Origin of the sequence: Pradoshia sp. (assembly GCF_051873915.1) — a bacterium.
Taxonomy (GTDB): domain Bacteria; phylum Bacillota; class Bacilli; order Bacillales; family Pradoshiaceae; genus Pradoshia.
In genome coordinates, this window is sequence record NZ_JBJEFJ010000040.1 from 1 (window position 1) to 18,319 (window position 18,319).

Annotated in this window: 20 protein-coding genes; 2 read left to right on the plus strand and 18 right to left on the minus strand. The window is 43.9% G+C overall.

Features of this window, described 5'->3' with window-relative positions; all coding sequences use genetic code 11:
- From rlmD to ACI35L_RS04600, 7 genes are all read right to left on the minus strand, one after another.
- On the minus strand, nucleotides 1–1,346 hold a 1,346-nt coding region (gene rlmD, locus ACI35L_RS04570), incomplete at its 3' end, for a 23S rRNA (uracil(1939)-C(5))-methyltransferase RlmD (RefSeq protein WP_439802326.1).
- A 98-nt stretch (nucleotides 1,347–1,444) separates the two neighbouring features.
- Nucleotides 1,445–2,428 carry a diacylglycerol kinase gene (locus ACI35L_RS04575; RefSeq protein ID WP_049672319.1) on the minus strand — a complete coding sequence of 328 codons (984 nt, stop codon included), beginning with the start codon at nucleotides 2,426–2,428 and terminating at the stop codon, nucleotides 1,445–1,447.
- Between the two features lie 112 nt (nucleotides 2,429–2,540).
- Nucleotides 2,541–4,676: a GDYXXLXY domain-containing protein gene (locus ACI35L_RS04580; RefSeq protein ID WP_049672320.1), complete on the minus strand. Its 2,136-nt coding sequence runs from the start codon at nucleotides 4,674–4,676 to the stop codon at nucleotides 2,541–2,543.
- An 87-nt stretch (nucleotides 4,677–4,763) separates the two neighbouring features.
- Nucleotides 4,764–5,315 carry a histidine phosphatase family protein gene (locus tag ACI35L_RS04585; protein ID WP_049673067.1) on the minus strand — a complete coding sequence of 184 codons (552 nt, stop codon included), beginning with the start codon at nucleotides 5,313–5,315 and terminating at the stop codon, nucleotides 4,764–4,766.
- Between the two features lie 169 nt (nucleotides 5,316–5,484).
- Complete coding sequence (locus ACI35L_RS04590) at nucleotides 5,485–6,207, minus strand: DUF3169 family protein (protein WP_082197209.1); 723 nt, start codon at nucleotides 6,205–6,207, stop codon at nucleotides 5,485–5,487.
- Complete coding sequence (locus ACI35L_RS04595) at nucleotides 6,204–6,404, minus strand: helix-turn-helix transcriptional regulator (RefSeq protein ID WP_049673068.1); 201 nt, start codon at nucleotides 6,402–6,404, stop codon at nucleotides 6,204–6,206. Before ACI35L_RS04595 ends, ACI35L_RS04590 begins: the two co-directional genes overlap by 4 nt.
- Nucleotides 6,405–6,525: 121 nt before the next feature.
- A complete protein-coding gene (locus ACI35L_RS04600) occupies nucleotides 6,526–6,909 on the minus strand; it encodes a DUF4181 domain-containing protein (RefSeq protein ID WP_049672322.1) in 384 nt (127 codons plus the stop codon).
- A gap of 566 nt (nucleotides 6,910–7,475) precedes the next feature.
- Between ACI35L_RS04600 and ACI35L_RS04605 the strand changes: the two genes are divergently transcribed.
- Nucleotides 7,476–7,742: a Parvovirus coat protein VP1-like protein gene (locus ACI35L_RS04605; RefSeq protein WP_082197210.1), complete on the plus strand. Its 267-nt coding sequence runs from the start codon at nucleotides 7,476–7,478 to the stop codon at nucleotides 7,740–7,742.
- Between the two features lie 9 nt (nucleotides 7,743–7,751).
- Here the strand turns inward: ACI35L_RS04605 and ACI35L_RS04610 are convergent, their stop codons facing one another.
- Together ACI35L_RS04610 and ACI35L_RS04615 are read right to left on the minus strand one after the other, a co-directional pair.
- Nucleotides 7,752–8,267 (minus strand): GNAT family N-acetyltransferase, encoded by a 516-nt coding sequence (locus ACI35L_RS04610; RefSeq protein WP_231589555.1) that lies wholly within the window; start codon nucleotides 8,265–8,267, stop codon nucleotides 7,752–7,754.
- Nucleotides 8,249–8,527, minus strand: a complete 279-nt coding sequence (locus ACI35L_RS04615; RefSeq protein WP_049672324.1) for a hypothetical protein — start codon at nucleotides 8,525–8,527, stop codon at nucleotides 8,249–8,251. Before ACI35L_RS04615 ends, ACI35L_RS04610 begins: the two co-directional genes overlap by 19 nt.
- 257 nt (nucleotides 8,528–8,784) lie before the next feature.
- On the opposite strand from ACI35L_RS04615, the gene ACI35L_RS04620 reads away from it, so the two are divergent.
- Nucleotides 8,785–9,300 (plus strand): DUF3231 family protein, encoded by a 516-nt coding sequence (locus tag ACI35L_RS04620; protein WP_049672325.1) that lies wholly within the window; start codon nucleotides 8,785–8,787, stop codon nucleotides 9,298–9,300.
- Nucleotides 9,301–9,342: 42 nt separating this feature from the next.
- Here the strand turns inward: ACI35L_RS04620 and gatB are convergent, their stop codons facing one another.
- The 9 genes from gatB to ACI35L_RS04665 form a co-directional block, all read right to left on the minus strand.
- Nucleotides 9,343–10,773: an Asp-tRNA(Asn)/Glu-tRNA(Gln) amidotransferase subunit GatB gene (gatB, locus tag ACI35L_RS04625; protein ID WP_049672326.1), complete on the minus strand. Its 1,431-nt coding sequence runs from the start codon at nucleotides 10,771–10,773 to the stop codon at nucleotides 9,343–9,345.
- A complete protein-coding gene (gene gatA, locus ACI35L_RS04630; RefSeq protein WP_049672327.1) occupies nucleotides 10,774–12,243 on the minus strand; it encodes an Asp-tRNA(Asn)/Glu-tRNA(Gln) amidotransferase subunit GatA in 1,470 nt (489 codons plus the stop codon).
- Nucleotides 12,244–12,261: 18 nt separating this feature from the next.
- Nucleotides 12,262–12,552, minus strand: coding sequence for an Asp-tRNA(Asn)/Glu-tRNA(Gln) amidotransferase subunit GatC (gene gatC, locus ACI35L_RS04635; RefSeq protein WP_049672328.1), 291 nt, complete (start codon nucleotides 12,550–12,552; stop codon nucleotides 12,262–12,264).
- 226 nt (nucleotides 12,553–12,778) lie between these two features.
- Nucleotides 12,779–13,654: an ROK family protein gene (locus ACI35L_RS04640; protein WP_439802327.1), complete on the minus strand. Its 876-nt coding sequence runs from the start codon at nucleotides 13,652–13,654 to the stop codon at nucleotides 12,779–12,781.
- A 24-nt stretch (nucleotides 13,655–13,678) separates the two neighbouring features.
- Nucleotides 13,679–14,389 (minus strand): GntR family transcriptional regulator, encoded by a 711-nt coding sequence (locus ACI35L_RS04645; protein ID WP_049672330.1) that lies wholly within the window; start codon nucleotides 14,387–14,389, stop codon nucleotides 13,679–13,681.
- A 188-nt stretch (nucleotides 14,390–14,577) separates the two neighbouring features.
- Complete coding sequence (locus ACI35L_RS04650) at nucleotides 14,578–15,963, minus strand: glycoside hydrolase family 1 protein (RefSeq protein ID WP_439802328.1); 1,386 nt, start codon at nucleotides 15,961–15,963, stop codon at nucleotides 14,578–14,580.
- A 102-nt stretch (nucleotides 15,964–16,065) separates the two neighbouring features.
- Nucleotides 16,066–17,388 carry a PTS cellobiose transporter subunit IIC gene (gene celB, locus ACI35L_RS04655; protein ID WP_049672332.1) on the minus strand — a complete coding sequence of 441 codons (1,323 nt, stop codon included), beginning with the start codon at nucleotides 17,386–17,388 and terminating at the stop codon, nucleotides 16,066–16,068.
- A gap of 75 nt (nucleotides 17,389–17,463) precedes the next feature.
- A complete protein-coding gene (locus ACI35L_RS04660) occupies nucleotides 17,464–17,796 on the minus strand; it encodes a PTS lactose/cellobiose transporter subunit IIA (RefSeq protein ID WP_049672333.1) in 333 nt (110 codons plus the stop codon).
- A complete protein-coding gene (locus tag ACI35L_RS04665; RefSeq protein ID WP_049672334.1) occupies nucleotides 17,796–18,107 on the minus strand; it encodes a PTS sugar transporter subunit IIB in 312 nt (103 codons plus the stop codon). Before ACI35L_RS04665 ends, ACI35L_RS04660 begins: the two co-directional genes overlap by 1 nt.
- Nucleotides 18,108–18,319 lie beyond the last annotated feature (212 nt).

An 18,319-nucleotide genomic window follows, 5' to 3' on the forward strand; every position in this document is an offset into this window, starting at 1 on the left:
ACGTGCATCGTCTGCGGGAACATATCCACCGGCTGAACCTCAACCGTCTTATATCCATTGTCCTCTAAGTACCTTAGGTCACGAGCTAATGTAGCCGGATTGCAGGATACATAGACTACCTTCTTAGGCTTCATAGCAGCAATGGTTTTCAAAAGGTTTTCGTCGCAGCCTTTACGCGGCGGGTCGACGACGAGGCAGTCGGCGGTGATGCCTTGCTTGTACCAGTTTGGGATGACTGTCTCTGCTTCTCCAACCTCGAATTCCACATTGGTGATGTTATTTAACCCAGCATTTTTGCGGGCATCCTCTATTGCTTCTGGAACGATTTCCACTCCGTATACCTTCTTCGCCTTTTTCGCGAGGAACAAGGAGATCGTTCCGATACCGCAATACGCATCAATGACGGTTTCATTTCCAGAGAGGTTCGCATATTCGAGTGTTTTTTCATAGAGTACCTTCGTTTGGGAAGGGTTCACCTGATAGAAGGATCTTGGTGAGATTTCGAATTTGATATCGCCGATGTAATCGGCAATGACATCCGCTCCCCATAGCGTAATGGTCTGGTCGCCAAGGATGACGTTTGTCTTTTTGGTGTTTACGTTCTGGATGATAGAAGTGATGTTTGGCATGGCCTCAACCAATTCATCAACGATTTTCCGGCGGTTCGGGATGTCAGGTGTTCTTGTTACCAGTACGACCATGATTTCGCCTGTCACCTGACCTGTGCGGACCATGATATGGCGGAGCGTGCCTTTATGCTGTTTTTCGTTATAGGCTCTGACGCCATATTTCTCACAGATGCCTTTAACGACACGAATCATCTCATCATTTTCAGTGAACTGGATAAGGCATTCGTCCATATTGATGATCTCATGGGAGCGTTTCGCATAGAATCCAGCGACAAGACCGCCTTCCATCTCTCCAACAGGCACCTGAGCCTTATTGCGGTAATTCCATGGCTCTTCCATGCCGAGTGTTGGATGAACAATCACATCCTCAAGCTTTCCGATACGGGTCATCAGCTCGCGGACCATCTTCTCCTTCGCCCTCAGCTGACCTTCATACGATAAGTGCTGCAGCTGGCAGCCGCCGCATTGCTTATAAATCGGGCAAGGCGCCTCAACCCGGTCTGGGCTCTCCTCATACAATTCCATCAAGCGTCCGAAGCCGTAGCCTTTGTTGAGTTTTGTCACCTTTATTTTCGCCTTCTCACCAGGAAGACCATGAGGGACAAAGATGGGATAGCCGTCCACCTTTGCTACGCCGGCCCCTTCATGTGTCAAGTCTTCAAATACAACATCTATATAATCATTTTTTTGAATTGGAACGGTTTTTTTATCAGTCATTCATTGTAACCTCGATTTTTTATTAACGTAATGATGATTGTATCACAAAATAGGATAGACCGATAATATGCGATTCTATCCATTAAAAAACCAACTTCTTAAAGAAGTTGGTCAATATCTGGAAGATCCTTTAATCGTTCCGATTCTTGGATGGTTAAAAGGTGCCGGTCTGTTTTTTTCTGTTCTTCATGCACCTTCTCTGGTACAAATACCTCAAAATGACGATAGAGGTTCACGAATTCAGCCGGTGCCATGCCCCCGAATTCTCCGTCCAGATTAAGCTGCAGCTTATCCGGCGAGCTGACCTTGATTCGGTTTGCCTTCGCATACACGACAGATGAATCCTTGATATGATCCCCTCGAATCGCCATGGTCACGACACGCACGAAATCTGCGAGATTGATCTTCTTCAGAATCAGCAGGGTAAACATCCCGTCATTCAATGAAGCATCCGGTGCAAGTCGTTCAAATCCGCCGACAGAATTGGTGTTAGCCACAAGGAAGAGCATTGCTTCTCCCTCAAACAGCTTCCCATCGTATTCAATACGCATAGGTACAGCTTTCAAGGATGGCAGCATCTCAATTCCTTTCAAATAATAGGCGAGCTGGCCAAGCACGGTTTTCAGCTTACTTGGCACTTCATACGTCAATTCTGTCAGACGACCGCCGCCGGCAATATTAATGAAAAAGCGGTCATTCATTTGACCGATATCAATTGGAATCGTCAATCCTTGAGCAATTGTATCTGCTGCGTCAAGGACCGATTTCGTTGAGATTCTTAATGCACGTGCAAAGTCGTTCGTTGTACCGACTGGGATAATGCCTAGCTTCGGACGAAATTCATGCCCGGCAAGCCCATTAACGACCTCATAAATCGTTCCGTCCCCGCCAGCTGCGATGACAACATCATATTTCCGTTCAATCGCGATCTCAGCCGCTCTCGTTGCATCGCCCTCACCTGTGGTTGCATGGCAGGAGGCCTCATAACCAGCCTTTTCAAGCTTCTCAAGCACCTCCGGTAAATAGCGCTTGAACGCTTCCCTGCCTGATGTCGGATTATAGATAATTCTTGCTTTTTTCATATTCATTCATCATCCTATATAAAATTCAAAGTATTCATGCGCTATAGAAGTCCATAACCATTATAACGCCACCATTGGCCAATTACCATATCCGTTCAATTTCGAAGGGGCTTTATTTCCCTGTAAGTTCCAGCAGAATTGCATCGCCATTACTGCCGACCTTTACCTTGGCATAGGCTGCATTTTCCTCCAGCCATGTACCTGTTCCTTCCTCTATGAAGAAGGATTCAATGCCATACGTGATTCGGTCTCCGCTCAATTCTCCCTGGAGAATCACTTCCTTACTGCCGCTCAATTGTTCTCTTGCTTCATCCATATTATCATAAATGTTTTTAATTTGAGAAATCCCAGCCTCATCTTTTTCAAGGAGAACATAAACACGCCCATAATTGTGATTGGCATCATACGTGCTGATATTATATGCCAAATCAACATAATCGCCCTGCATCAAAGAGCGTGGGTCAACTGGTTCCACCTCTAAGGTAATCTCCGTTCCATTGCGCAGAATGATTTCCTTTTGCATAATGATCGCACCAATAATGAGTAGCTGTAAAAGGACAATCGGGACCCATTTCCGTACACCATCCAGAATAAATCGGGATTCCCCTGTATCCATTCTCAATTGGCGTTTATCGAAATAGAGCGCGACGAGGAAGAATACAGCCCCTGCCAAAGCGAACGTCACAGACTTATGAAGCAGCTTCCAGAACAGGTCATAATATTTATAGCCAAAGTAAGCAATCAGAAAGGCGAACACAGCATATTCCAGCCAGTGTCTACGACTTTCGGCTGTTTTATACGTTTTATAGAGCAGAAAGCCGATATACGTGATATTCGATAAGTAATAAAGGACCGTATGCTCTGAGAAGAAGGTCAGTACAAACCATACAGTGAGCGCCGCAATTAAATTCCAGCCCTTCGCGAATGGTTCTTCCAAGAGTAGATAAAGGCCAAGCGCGAGCACGGTTAAGATAAGCAGGATATAGTCTGCAGAGAGATCTGGCAGCAATCGCAGTATGGTCAATCCTGCTCCGTACAGAAAGGCAATAAGCATAAATGGATAAACGGCCCTCCCCCGCTCACGCCATAGAACATAGCTGACAAGGATGACATACACCGCTAATACGGGAATGGAGAAATCCCAAAGGACAGCGGAAGCGATTGCTAACCCGGACAGCATCAACGTATAGCGCAGGATGGAATGGCTGCGCTCAAGATGACTCCCAATCGGTACGAGCACAAGAGCACTAAGCAAGATCCACTCTGCCCCATACAGATTCAGCAAATAAAAGATACTCAACACGGAGGACGTTATCAAAAGGACCGCCAAGAAAATCGACACAGCCTTGATAAGCTGGTGAAGCCAGCGATTCTCATCTGATGATTGCCTCGCCAGTCTTGCCACCCAAACCGATCCTCCAGCAATCAAGCCGATTCCGAGTAAAATGCCGAGCAAATACACGAGCAGCCCAGAAATCCAAGAGGCAATCATAAAGAAATGACTGATAAGAAGGATAGCCGCACCAAGTGACGCAAGCACGATGAGCACCTTATTCTCTGTTTTAACAAGATATTGAACATAAATACCTGCATATAAGAATGCAATAAGGACATAAACAAGAATGCCGATGATAGAGAACGTCTCATCCGAATACAGATATCGCCATGACCAATCTGTGGTCACCTCAATTGCGAATCCCTGAACGAGGACTGCCGCTAAATAGGCAACCAGCATCGGCTTCCTTGAAGCAAACAGAAACATGATAGCCGCATTGACTAATAAAAGGCCAATCGTGATGGCTGTATCCTCTCCACTCGTTCGCTCAACCCATCTGTCGAGAGGATAGAAGTATGTATAGATTGTGATATTGAATAGAATAAATGATTGTACAAAGAAAACGGAGAATCTCGTCACAATTGCAAGCAGAATCGATGGAATAAGCCATAGTAGAAAGAAGGTATAACCATCTGCATGCGAATTATAAATCTGCCCAATAAGCGCTACCGCTGCCCCGAAGGCAATCGACCCTCCCCAGAATATCCAGGCCCCCACATCAGCCAAATCCGGCCTCCATTTTGCGAACCCATAACCAACCCCATAAAACAAAACCATCAATAAGCAAGCGAGCGTCACCTGAGAAACATGGCTTAGTCCACCCCAATTGGCTGCAAAAAAATAAATGATTGCACTTAACCAAAATAGCAGGCCAATCAAATACGTCGTCTTCACTGCCTTCACACTCTTCATCCTGGTTCCACCTCCACACCTATTTATATTCTGACTTCATCTCCCTTATCCTCATTGTATCAAATTAGCAGATTAGCAAATGAATGATTATTCAATACGGTTGATTTCTTTCAGCCTAAGACCAACGAACGTCATTCGGTAAATATCCGGCATGGCAAGAGACCGCCAGAAATCAACATCATATTGGGAATCAAAGTAATTCATAATCAGCACCATGATATTGCCATGGGTACCAATGACCACATTCTCTCCCTCATATTTTTCTAATATCCGATACGTCGCTTTCACTCCACGCCCCTTCGCGTCAATATTGGACTCCCCTCCTTCATAAGAGAATGAGGGTTCCTCCCAAAGCTTCTTAATTGCCTTATTAAAATCCTCTACTGGCACTGAAGCTAATTTCCGTTCCCGGAAGCCCTGATCAAGTATGACTTCTTTCCCAATCAAGTCAGCGATTCCTTGCACTGTTTGCATGGCCCTTTTATAAGGACTTGATAAGACATGCTGGATGTCTTCCTTCTTCAGCCTTTGCGTAATTCTTTCCGCATCCATCTGCCCTTTATTGGATAGTGGTCTGCCCCATTCATCTGGTGTATAGGTGGAATGCGCATGTCTGACGAAATAGAGATTTGTTTGCAACTGGATTGCTCCTTCCCTTTTTATCTCCTTACCATAACAACATTCTCTACCCATAAGAATATTCCTCTAACTAATGACTAACTAAGAAAACCCGCCTTTTAAAAAAGCAGGTCAGAGAGCTATATATCGTAATGGTGGTTTCATTGTCTGCTAGTCTTGCCGACTGTATTCATCGTATCGATCTTTTACGTATGGACAGCATGTATTGAGCATTTGTGTAGATTAGGATAAAGAGGATGATCAGTATTCCGGCTAATTGGGAGGAACCTGTGATAACGGAATAGCCTATGAGCATGAGTACTGCAAAGAAGAGAAGCATATTGATGCTAGTAAATGCTCTATATAATCCTTGCAGCATGATGTGACGTTCCCCTTCATCGCTCATTTCCATCAGCTTCTCGGCATACCGCTTATCGTTCACAGATGGATATTCCCGATTAGGATCCGCATATTTAACTAACTCCGCATTGATAAAGGACATCACAAGACTTAGCAAGACCAAGCCTAAGCTAATAAAGATGAATACATTCGGTTGATCCGTAATGGCCACCAGCGCAAGCATTCCACTAGAGGCAAATAAGGCTGTATTCACCGCCAGTGATCCATCATAATAGCGTTTGTTCTGGAGCTCTGCCAGTTCATCCTCCTCATCCCCGCTCACTTGACTTTTGGACTCCTTCACGATGGTCATCCCTTTTACCACACTCAAAATTATCAAAGAGACGGAAATTACCATCAACACAATCATCCATTCAAAGCTCAGGTCAGGGAATGCCCAGGAGCTATCCACATCCCCCAAGCCTGTATTTGTTATTGTAAACATCAGCCCATACCCCAACACGGCACCCGCCAGCGCTCCAAACAGCAGTTTCCCAATCGCTTTCGTCATCATTCATCCTCCTCAAATAAAAAGATATTCTCAATCCGTTCATCAAATATTCTCGCAATCCGCACAGCAATCAATAGGGAAGGAACAAACTCTTCACGTTCAATCAAGCTCACCGTTTGGCGAGATATTTTCGCAAGCTTCGCCAGCTGCGTCTGATTCATCCCTTCACGTGCCCGCAGCTCCTTTAATCTCGTTTTCATATCCTCACCTCTACTATCATTGTATGCTGTACCTTTCATTTTGACAAATATTTTTGTCAAAATGAAAGGTTTATTTGTCAAAGAAAAAATATCTGCTCATAAAAAAAGAGCCTATAACGGCTCAGAACACTGGAAAATGAGATATGATTTTATGGGCTAGCGGTATAGCTGTCATAAGAATGATTAGTTCAATCAATGTTCGGATATACTGCTTCGACCCTTTTATATACTTCCATTCAAGCAGTGCCTTATACAACCAAAGTGCAGCTATAACTAACAGAATGTAACTGCCAGGTACTTCTTGCTCGTTAACAATGCCTAAATTAATGATTATAACGAAATAAATGCCCAAAAGGATACCGCATCCCCATTTGAATACCTTTCCTCCCTTGGTCTCCTCCAGGTCCACTCCCTCTACACCTAATAACCTGCTGATCCATTTACTTAACATGTAAACAGCAGCAGTGATTAACCCAATAACACTCATCCAAATTACAAGGTTCATCCCAATCCCCCTCTTCTGCCAAATCACATCTACATCTGCTTATATATAAATATTGACTCCCAAAGCCATAAATTACCCAATCCAGGATTTACTATAATAAAAAATGTCCTCGAATTGAAGATTCTTATTCCATGGTCAAACAGATAAATTAGACTAATTTACTAATTTCATCAAACACTTGTTCATTAATCATTTAGAATTCTAAAACTGTAAGAGTTAGTAAGAGGATTATGGATGATTACTTCATATTCAAGATTATTTTCTTCAGCTTTTTCAACTAATGATTGCAGTTCAGAAGAATGAAAGTAGCTCTGAAAAGTGACTAACAGTAAAGCTATAAATGCACTTAATGAAATGATTAGCATGACTATACGCATCCGCGAAATCGATTTTCCAGCTAACAAATATGATACCTCCTTCATTTATGTAAATGGTACATTTTAATACAGCATTGCAAAAAACGGATTCCTATAAATCTAAAAAACAATTAGACTCCTTTAGCCCTTCCACATTCATGAAAAAATCATAAACTATAGAAGCATGTCCGAGTAATGGAGGAATATTTCATGAGAAGGCAACCAAGAAAACGTGGTTTCTGCGTACCCGGTTACCGCTATTGCGGACCTGGATGTTCAGGTCCAGGATCTCCAACCAATCCCGTCGATTCTTGCTGCAAACGTCACGATGAGTGTTATCAAAGATATGGTCCATCAAAATATTGTGATGATCAATTCTTAGAGTGCCTGCGCCCGAAAATCAACCGTCAAACAGGTATGGGCCGGGATGCAGCATTATTCTATAATGTTATGAGGTTACGAAGTTCTTTCAAGTGACCTCTTTTTTTACTTATAGGTGATTGAATAAATGACTTGCTCCTCACCAAAGCGAATGACTCTTCCTTCCTCCCTCATCCCCACCTTTTCCAGCAGCCTTCTGGAAGGTATATTAGCGGCCTGTGTCTCCGCTCCGACTTTTGGCAGATTTAAGGTTAGAAAAGCATAGTCTAAAACGGCATAAACAACTTCTGTTCCATAGCCCTTTCCCCACCATATCGGCAATAGCTGATAGGACACTTCATGGAAGTTACCATCGTGATGGAGTCCTAGAGAAATTAACCCGACAAATTCCTTTGTGTTTTTCTTCCTAATAACCCAATTAACTTCTTCATTCATGCTATGCATCTCATCAAAGATAGATTGTAAATCATCCTCGGTTCGTATACCGCCCAAATATCGTCTCACATCATGATTCCTATACAGCTGCTTTACTTCATCATCATCTGTCTTTTGAAAAGGGATCATTGTACATTGATTGGTTTCAATCATATCTCTTCTGCCAATTACGCATTCTTCAGCCATGTCAACACTCGGACAATCTGAAAAGGCTCCGCCCAGGTGATCACTCCAAGCATCAGAAAGGCCATCATAATTGATAGGTACTTTAGCTTTCCGGCTTCGTTTTTTATCATCGCGACAAACCCTAGAATGATTGTGATAAATAAACTGATGAATCCCAACAGGATGAATAATTCCGTTAACTCTCCGGCATTTCTGCTTACCCCATATGTCATGATTCCAATGGCAATGAATAATAAAGACAGCATGCTAAACAATTTCATGGTTCATCCTCCTTTTAAATCCACATTACCATTCATTGCCATCCATTCGCAATATACATTCTCAATTCATTCTTTTATGGCGTGGCTTGCAGTAAACTAAAAGGCTGGTCCCGTCCTCTCACAGGTTACGTGGCAGAAATAATGATGTTAGCTTTTCCCTTTCCTAGCATCCGCTTATACTTTCCCAAAATACATCCATAATAAGCCTGTGAGGTACTCATCTCATCTTCAATTAAGGGAAAAAAGGAGCTTATCATATGGGAATTTTAAGCGGCAATCCACAAAAGGAACCAATGCATTATGGTGAAGTCTATGGAGTCTATATGCAGCTGGCAGCAGCAAAAGCTGCTTTGGACGGGTATCAGGTCTATGCGAATCATGTTGGTGATAAAGACTTAAAGGAATTTATTAAAGATGTCATTATAACAACCATCAAGCCAGCCATCAAGGAAATGGAAGAATTATTATTGGCTAATGATATCGTTGTACCGCCGACACCAGCTGAAAGACCTGAGGTTGATATTGAGCAGATTCCTGTTGGTGCAAGATTTCAGGATGCTCAGATTGCCTATGCACTCGCCAAGGATATCGCAACTGGCATTACAGCAATGAGCGGATTGATCAGCCAATGCATCCGTGAAGACATCGCCATGATGCTTACCCAGCAAAGTGCCAAATCATTGAAGGATGGCGCAGTCTTGCTGCAAATCATGAAGGATAAAGGCTGGCTCGTGCCTCCTCCCCTTCATATGGAGACAAAAAACAAGGAATAGCCTGCAAAAGGAAACCCGCCTCATAGAAGGCGGGTTTCACTCTTATCGTTTCTTCAACTCGTCCATAATTAATTGGTTAACCATTTGCGGATTCGCTTGGCCTTTTGTCGCTTTCATCATTTGACCGACAAGGAAGCCAACGGCCTTTTGCTTGCCGTTCTTGAAGTCCTCAATCGATTGAGGGTTATTATCAAGAATCTCAAGAACAATCTTACGGAGGGCACCTTCGTCAGAGATTTGGACAAGCCCTTTCTCCTTCACGATTGTCTCTGCATCCCCGCCGTTCTCCACTAATTCCTTGAAGACGGTCTTCGCGATTTTGGAGGAAATTGTTCCGTTCACGATCAATTTAATCAAGCCGGCCAGGCTTTCTGGGGATAATGGCGTGTCATGCAGCTCTTTTTGAGCAGATTTCATGTAGGCGGACAGCTCACCCATGATCCAGTTTGAAGCCTGCTTTGGCTCAGCCCCGGCAGCAACAGTTGCCTCGAAGAAATCAGCTGTTTCCTTTGTCACAGTCAGGACTGCTGCGTCATAGCTAGGCAAGCCCCAGTCTTCCACATAGCGCTTCTTCCGCTCATCGGGAAGCTCCGGAATTTCCGCACGAATACGGTCCTTCCATTCCTGGTCAATATAGAGTTCCACTAAATCAGGCTCAGGGAAGTAACGATAATCGTCAGACCCTTCCTTCACACGCATAAGCAAGGTAGCACCTGTTGCTTCATCAAAGCGGCGAGTTTCCTGAAGGATAACACCACCTTCATTCAATACCTTTGCCTGACGCTCCTGTTCAAATTCAAGACCTTTGCGGACAAAGTTGAAGGAGTTTAAATTCTTCAGCTCTGTCTTTGTGCCGAATTCCTCCTGTCCTACTGGACGAAGGGAAATATTCGCATCACAACGAAGGCTTCCTTCCTCCATCTTACAGTCAGAAACGCCTGTGTACTGAATGATGGATTTCAATTTCTCGAGATACGCATAGGCTTCTTCCGGTGTACGAATATCCGGCTCAGATACGATTTCAATCAATGGCGTTCCTTGGCGGTTATAGTCACATAAAGAATAGCCGTCTGCTGTATGGGTCAGTTTGCCGGCATCCTCCTCTAGATGAAGACGAGTGATACCGATGCGTTTCTTCTCACCGTTCACTTCAATTTCAATCCAGCCATGCTCACCGATTGGCTTATCAAATTGAGAGATTTGGTAGGCCTTCGGATTGTCCGGATAGAAATAGTTTTTACGGTCGAATTTTGTATCAGTCGCCACTTCACAGTTCAAGGCCATGGCAGCCTTCATCGCATATTCGACTGCCTTCTTATTCAAGACAGGCAATACCCCCGGATAGCCAAGGTCAATGACACTTGTGTTTGTGTTTGGGTCCGCGCCGAATTGGTTCGGGCTCGCGGAGAAAATTTTTGATTCTGTTTTTAGCTCAACGTGAACCTCTAAGCCGATGACTGTTTCGTAGTTCATTTACTCCACCCCCTGCAATGACGGCTTTTGTTTATGGAAGTCTGTCGCTTGTTCAAAGGCATGGGCTACCTTGTAGACCGTGCTCTCATCGAAGTGCTTACCGATGATTTGCAGACCAAGCGGAAGGCCATTTGTAAATCCATTTGGCACAGAGATACCTGGAACACCCGCAAGGTTTACCGGGATGGTCAAGATATCATTGGCATACATTGTGAGCGGATCACTCGTTTTCTCGCCCATTTTGAAGGCAGGTGTTGGTGCAGTTGGTCCAATGATGACATCATATTGGTCAAATACTCTTTCAAAATCATTTTTAATCAGCGTACGTACTTTTTGAGCTTTTTTATAATAAGCATCATAGTAGCCGGAGCTTAGCGCGAACGTACCGAGCATGATACGTCGTTTTACTTCATCTCCGAATCCTTCTGCTCTTGTTTGCTTATACATTTCTAAGAGATTCTCAGCATTCTCTGTGCGGTGTCCGTATCTCACACCGTCAAAGCGGGAGAGGTTCGCAGACGCCTCAGAGGATGACAGGAGATAATATGTTGATAGCGCATATTTGGAATGCGGCAAGGATACCTCATCATAGCTTGCCCCAAGGCCTTCAAGCACCTTCAAGGAATCGAGCACTGATTGGCGTACCTCCGGGCTGACGCCTTCACCAAGGTATTCCTTTGGCACAGCAATCTTTAGACCCTTAATATCGCCTGTTAAAGCTTTCGAGAAATCAGGAACCTCAATATGAGCAGATGTTCCATCCATCGGATCAATTCCTGCAATCGCTTGAAGTAAGTAGGCATTGTCTTCGACGTTGCGTGTAATTGGACCGATTTGGTCAAGTGATGATGCAAAGGCAACGAGGCCATAGCGAGACACGCGTCCATAGGTTGGCTTCATGCCGACAACACCGCAATAGGATGCCGGCTGACGGATAGAACCGCCCGTATCAGATCCAAGGCTGAACGGGACTTCGCCAGCTGCCACAGCCGCAGCCGAGCCACCTGAGGAACCGCCAGGAACTGTGCTTAAATCCCATGGATTCGCCGTTTTCTGGAAGGCAGAGTTCTCTGTTGAAGAACCCATCGCGAATTCGTCCATGTTCAATTTGCCAATTGTGATGGTTTCGTTCTGCTTTAAGCGCTCCATAACGGTTGCATCATAGATTGGGTCGAAATTATCAAGAATCTTGCTCGCACAAGTTGTGCGCAAGCCTTTTGTTACGATATTATCCTTAATGCCGATTGGCATTCCAAACAGAGGACCTTTCGCTTCTCCGCGTACTAGCTTCGTATCAAGCTCGTCCGCTTCCTTTCGGGCATTCTCCTCATTCAGTGTGAGGAAAGCTTTCACTTCCCCGTCAACCTCCTTGATTCTGCTATAGGATTCAGAAACGAGATCGCTGACGGAGATTTCCTTTGAGTGCAGCATTTGCTGCAGCTCCGATACTTTATGGTCAAATAAAGACATTGTATTTCCCTCCCTGGCCTACTCCATGATTCCTGGTACACGTATTTGTCCATCCTGGTGGTCAGGGGCATTCTTTAAGACCTCTTCCCTCGGCAATCCAGGTGACGGCTTGTCTTCCCGTAAGACATTCTTCATATGTAACACATGTGTTGTAGGTTCAATATTTGTTGTATCGAGCTCATTTAATTGCTCGGCAAATGTGATAATCGAATCGAGCTGCTTCGTAAACATTTCTGTTTCTTCTTCCGTAATGGCCAATCTCGCCAAATTTGCGACATGCTTAGCCTCTTCTTTAGAAATCCGCGTCATGAATGACACCTCCAAATTACTGCATTCTATAGACAACAATTATAATGATAATACCAAACTTTCGTGCGTTAAAGCAATCAGATTCCCGGTTAAAACAGGAATCCCCACAAGTTCATGCAAGATTATCCTTTTTTCGGGGAATTTATTACCCGGGAAAAGATTTGTCGAAGGAAATAATAAAAGGATGCCCTTATCTTTTAAGCATCCCCCTTTTTCCCTATGTATCTTACTCTGTATAGGCCTGATATGCGAGCATTAAGGCACCTGTTATTCCGGCATTATCCCCAAGTCCCGGCGGCACGAGATAATCCTCCATGTGCTCCGTGATCTCCGGCAATGAGACATAGCCATTCAACATTTCCTGTACATTCCTTGCAATAATCGGGAACAGCTGCGCCTGTTTCATCACGCCCCCGCCAAGGATGATTTTCTTCGGGGACAGCACTAGAATGTACTGAGCAATTGCCTGGGCTAAATAGAAGCCTTCCATCTCCCAAACTTCTGCTCTCTCCTTAAGCTGGTCTCCTTTTACACCCCAGCGCTCCTCAATGGCTGGTCCTGCAGCCAAGCCCTCGAGACAGTCCCCATGGTAAGGACATTTCCCAGCATACGAATCATTCGGATGCCTCCGAACGAGGATATGGCCCATTTCAGGATGAGATAAACCCTGAAGAAGTTTCCCCCCTATTAATGCCCCAGCTCCGATTCCAGTGCCGACAGTAATATATAGACAGCTGTCCAGCCCCTTAGCCGCTCCAAGCCTGGCTTCTCCAAGAGCCGCTGCGTTCACATCCGTATTAAAACCTATTGGTACCGGGAATCTCTTCTTAAGTTCACTCACAAGCGGATAATTTCTCCACCCCTGCTTTGGTGTTGAAGTAATCGTCCCAAACGTCACACTTACCGGGTCAACATCCGCCGGTCCGAATGTGCCAATACCAATCGCTGAGGGTTTATGCTTTTGAAAGAATTTGATGACCTCTTTCATCGTCACCTCAGGCAAATCAGTCGGAATAACCGTACGTTCGACAATCGTACCATCTTCCTTTCCAACCGCACAGACAAACTTCGTACCCCCTGCTTCAATTGCACCTAAAAGCATGTCAACCGCTCCTCTCGAATCTTGTTATTTCTTCACTGTTACGCTCGTAAAAACAAACTTATCATAGCGATGTCTTGAAAATGAATATTCAAATGGAACGCCGTTATTCAAGAAGCCAACCTGCACAACCTGCAAAATTGGATCATCTGTCTTGCACTCTAAGTAAGTTTGGTCAAGCTCATTTGATTTATCAGCCATAATCGTCCTATGAGCTCCGCCAATCTTCAAGTCCAGGCTCTGCTGTATATAATTATAGATGGAAGCATGTAAAATGTCCTCTGTGATCCCCGGAATTAAGTTGGATGGCATATAGGTCTCTTCCATAACATACGGCTCATGGTCAACCATCCTCAAACGAATGATATGATACACCGGCTCCTTCGTTCCGATTGCCAGATGGCCGGCCACCTCTTCAGACGGGAACTCAATCGTAAACTGGATAATCTTGCTCGATACAGGCTTGTCTTTGACCAAATTGGACAGTCCTAAGCTCTCATCACTGATCACATTCAAGGATTGATTCTTATACATTTGAATGATAAATGTCCCATGGCCCCTCTTACGGAAGAGGAGTCCTTCTGAGACAAGGAGGTCCAAGGCCTTTCGCATCGTCATCCGGCTTGAACCGAATTCCGCAGCCAAACTAACCTCATCAGGAATCGGCTGGTCGATTGAATAAAACCCCTCTTTAATTCGTCTTCTCATTTCATTAGCGATGCTCTCATATTTGGTCATGTTCTTCTAACTCCCTGTCTATAAATACTGAAAGTGACTCTCCCGGCCATTTTGTATACTTACTTATATAATATAATGAATCACAAGAAAAACATCATATTTTTCCATATAAAGAAAGTTTTGTATACCAATGTACTGAAATGCATAAAGAAGACGGCACAAAAGGCGCCCTCTTCTTCACATGCTGGTTAAAAACCATTATTCTCAGATACTTGCTGAATCCAGTATCCACTCTTCTTAATGGAACGCTCTCCATCTTTATCAAGATTGACAGATACGAAGCCATAGCGATTCTTATACGCATTTGACCAGGACCAGTTGTCCATGAAGGTCCAAAGATGATAGCCTTTTACGTTGGAACCTTCGCTTGCTGCCTTATGCACCCATTTCAGATGCTCACGAATGAAATCGATGCGGTAATCATCCTCAATCATTCCCTCGGCATTTCTGAATTTCTCTTCGCCTTCAACACCCATTCCGTTCTCGGAAATAAAGCACTCGATATTGCCATAGTTCTCTTTCAAATTAGTCAGGATATCATAAATCCCTTTCTCATAAATCTCCCAGCCGCGGTGGCGGTTCATCTTACGGCCCGGCATCTCATAATAATCGAAATAATAATCAGGCATGAACGGACTGTCTGGATGAGGCATATGTTCTTTTGCCTTTACCCGTCTTGGCTGATAATAGTTCACACCGAGAAGATCAACGGTATTATTCTTAATCGTCTCAAGATCCCCGTCACCGATAACAGGCATAAATCCTTTTTCTTGTAAAATCTCAACCAAGTCCTCCGGGAATGTTCCCTTTACAGCAGGATCGAGGAATGAACGATTGAAGAAGGCGTCACAAATCTTGGCTGCCTTCAAATCAGCAGGATTCTGGCTGCGAGGATATGACGGAGTCAGATTCAACACGATACCAATCTGACCATCCTGACCGAGCGCTCGGTAAGCTTCAACCGCTTTGGCACTAGAGAGGATTGTATGGTACGCAACCTGTACGGCCTTTTTAAAATCTACAATGTTCGGATAGTGGAAATCATACAAATATCCGCCCTCAACAGGAACAATCGGCTCATTATGTGTAAACCACTTCTTCACCTTGCCGCCAAAGTTCTCAAAGCATGCCTTCACATAGCGCACATACGCATCAACGACCTCACGATTCTCCCAGCCGCCAATCTCCTGCATAGCAAATGGCATATCAAAATGGAATAACCCGACAAATGGTTCAATATCGTTCGCAATCAGCTCATCAATCACATTATGGTAGAATTCCACCGCCTTCGGATTAATGTCGCCCGTCCCTTCCGGAAACATGCGTGACCATGAGATGGACATACGGAAAGAGTTATGGCCAATTTGCTTCATTAAAGCGATATCCTCTTTATATTTATAATAGAACTGGGATGTATTCTCCGGTCCCACTCCGTCAAAGAAACGGTTCGGTTCTACCTCATACCAATGATCCCAAATGTTCTTCCCTTTCCCATCTACGTCTGAAGCACCTTCCGTTTGGGTTGCAGAGGCAGCAGAGCCCCACCAAAACCCGTCTGGAAACTTATATGTTATGTGAGTCTCTCTCTCTAGATTGTTCACGATAAATTCTCCTTTGCACGTGTTAGTATTAGGCTCTGAGTATGAAAATCCATTATGCCCAGAGCCTAGTATTACTTACATATTGACTGTATTTGATTGTTGTTCCGCTGCAGCCCTTGCTTCTTCTTCTTCCTTCTTCAAGTTAACGCGGTCAATGACCTTCAAGAACGGAAGCCAGATGGAGAATACAATGAAGAAGTTAGCAATTTGCAGCAAGGATCCCCTGATTGAATTTGTTGCTAAATATCCACTGAAGCCAATCGGTACTGTCCAAGGAACCACAACACCAGTCGGAGCCGGTACCAAGCCGATTTTCATCATAAAGTAGGTGAAGATAACAACAACCATTGGAGAGATAATCCAAGGAATCATAATCAATGGGTTCATCACGATTGGCAAACCGAAGATGATTGGTTCATTGACGTTGAAGATTCCTGGAGCAGCGCCTAATTTCGCCACCTGTTTCATTTGTTTAGACTTAACGAATACAAGGATTGCCGCAACGACTGCCAAAGTCATCCCTGTACCGCCCATTCCAACTGTAAATGTATCCATAAATGTTTTTGAAATTATGTGAGGAACTTGCTCACCAGCTTTGAACGCATCCAAGTTTTCTAAAGATAAGGAAAGCCAAATTGGATCCATAACAGAGTTCAAAATAATTTGTCCATGAAGACCGAAGAACCACAGCAATTGAATCAAGAATACGACAACCAACGTTGGAATCAATCCGCTTCCCAAACCAGTAAGCGGTTTCTGAAGCAAGCTGTAAATAACATCATGCAGGTTTGTTTCAAACGCAAGTACAACAATCGCATTAATGAATAAGAAAACAGTTAATGTAATAAATGCTGGAATCAATGCTGCGAAAGACTTTGCTACTGCTGGCGGAACACCTGCAGGCATCTTAATCGTAATATCTTTCTGTACAATCTTACGGTAGATCTCCCCGGCAGCAAATGCCGTAATCATCCCAAGGAACATTCCCTTAGCACCAAGACGGTCTAATGAAAGTACACCGGTTACCACTTCACCATTAGCTGTTTCTACCACAAATGGCGTTAAGAACAAGAAGGACGCCAGCGCCACAACCCCGCCGAAAACAGCCTCCACATTATAACTCTTCGATAAATAATACCCGATACCAAACACTACGAAGACCGTCAGGATACTCATCGTCGCGCTCTGCGCTACACCAAATGTATTAGAAAGCGTCGCAATCGTATCATCACTCAAAAACTTGTTCAAAAACGGCAGGTTTAACAACACAACAACCATAGAACCGAATACCGTCAATGGAAACGCTAACATAAATGCGTCACGTAAAACTCCTAAATACCGGTTATTGTTAAGCTTTCCTGCAATCGGCACAAGGAAACTGCTTATTTTATCAAACATCAACTTTTCCCCCAGTCGAATACTCTAAGACTCCCATCCCAATCTATTGAAGGACTCTTATAGGCTTCTATACTCTTATTTATTTTGTGACTTGAAAACTTCCAATAGTTCCTTCACCAATTCCTTCATCGTCAACGTAGACATCAAATGGTCCTCAGAATGCATCAAGAGAAGTGAATATGGAATCTGGTTGCCAGAAGCTTCCTTCTGCACCATTTGGAAATGAATATCATGTGCAACACTAAGATCCGCTTCTGCCTGTGCAATCAGCTCATCCGCACCGCTCTCATTCCCATCCTTATATTCACGCAAAGCTTGAATCACCTTCGCACGCGCATTCCCGCTGTGAAGAATAAGCTGAAAACTAATCTGTTCATCTGTGAGTTGATCCAATTGTAATTTCTCCATTATTTATCACCTATTAAAGAAAGAGCTTGCTCATAGGCTTTCTTCCCATCAGCCATGCCATACGCCATCATATCGATTACATCAACCTTGATTCCGTACTTTTCCGCTTCCTTCTGTAAATCGCCCTTCAAAAAGCTCATTTGCGGCCCGATCAACACAACATCAGCCTCCGCCATATCCTGCTTCGCCTTATCCTGACCAACCGCCCAAATCTTCGCCTCATCACCAATTGACTTCGCGTGAGCCTCCATCTTTGTTACCAACAAACTTGTTGACATGCCAGAACTACAAGCTAAGAGAATTTTTTTCATGTGTATCAACCTCTTTTGATAGATTTTTAAAATTTGGTTTAACCGCTTACATTTACCATTATAACTATATTTTATTAAATGTCTATACATTTAACTTTAAAAGTATAAATTTTTATTTTCATAGGTATGTATTTTCATTGGTGAGTGGGCATATAGGTGGATGGTTTAATAATCGAGAGTGGTTTTTTGAGAGAGACTCCCCACCTTTCTCC

Excerpts from the sequence above, each read along its gene's own strand:
- ACI35L_RS04575 (WP_049672319.1), bottom strand. The coding sequence starts at position 2,428 with ATGAAAAAAGCAAGAATTATCTATAATCCGACATCAGGCAGGGAAGCG.
- ACI35L_RS04580 (WP_049672320.1), bottom strand. The coding sequence starts at position 4,676 with ATGAAGAGTGTGAAGGCAGTGAAGACGACGTATTTGATTGGCCTGCTA.
- ACI35L_RS04590 (WP_082197209.1), bottom strand. The coding sequence starts at position 6,207 with ATGATGACGAAAGCGATTGGGAAACTGCTGTTTGGAGCGCTGGCGGGT.
- ACI35L_RS04595 (WP_049673068.1), bottom strand. The coding sequence starts at position 6,404 with ATGAAAACGAGATTAAAGGAGCTGCGGGCACGTGAAGGGATGAATCAG.
- ACI35L_RS04600 (WP_049672322.1), bottom strand. The coding sequence starts at position 6,909 with ATGAACCTTGTAATTTGGATGAGTGTTATTGGGTTAATCACTGCTGCT.
- ACI35L_RS04605 (WP_082197210.1), top strand. The coding sequence starts at position 7,476 with ATGAGAAGGCAACCAAGAAAACGTGGTTTCTGCGTACCCGGTTACCGC.
- ACI35L_RS04610 (WP_231589555.1), bottom strand. The coding sequence starts at position 8,267 with ATGGCTGAAGAATGCGTAATTGGCAGAAGAGATATGATTGAAACCAAT.
- ACI35L_RS04615 (WP_049672324.1), bottom strand. The coding sequence starts at position 8,527 with ATGAAATTGTTTAGCATGCTGTCTTTATTATTCATTGCCATTGGAATC.
- ACI35L_RS04620 (WP_049672325.1), top strand. The coding sequence starts at position 8,785 with ATGGGAATTTTAAGCGGCAATCCACAAAAGGAACCAATGCATTATGGT.
- gatB (WP_049672326.1), bottom strand. The coding sequence starts at position 10,773 with ATGAACTACGAAACAGTCATCGGCTTAGAGGTTCACGTTGAGCTAAAA.
- gatA (WP_049672327.1), bottom strand. The coding sequence starts at position 12,243 with ATGTCTTTATTTGACCATAAAGTATCGGAGCTGCAGCAAATGCTGCAC.
- gatC (WP_049672328.1), bottom strand. The coding sequence starts at position 12,552 with ATGACGCGGATTTCTAAAGAAGAGGCTAAGCATGTCGCAAATTTGGCG.
- ACI35L_RS04640 (WP_439802327.1), bottom strand. The coding sequence starts at position 13,654 with ATGCTTTTAGGTGCAATTGAAGCAGGGGGTACGAAGTTTGTCTGTGCG.
- ACI35L_RS04645 (WP_049672330.1), bottom strand. The coding sequence starts at position 14,389 with ATGACCAAATATGAGAGCATCGCTAATGAAATGAGAAGACGAATTAAA.
- celB (WP_049672332.1), bottom strand. The coding sequence starts at position 17,388 with ATGTTTGATAAAATAAGCAGTTTCCTTGTGCCGATTGCAGGAAAGCTT.
- ACI35L_RS04660 (WP_049672333.1), bottom strand. The coding sequence starts at position 17,796 with ATGGAGAAATTACAATTGGATCAACTCACAGATGAACAGATTAGTTTT.
- ACI35L_RS04665 (WP_049672334.1), bottom strand. The coding sequence starts at position 18,107 with ATGAAAAAAATTCTCTTAGCTTGTAGTTCTGGCATGTCAACAAGTTTG.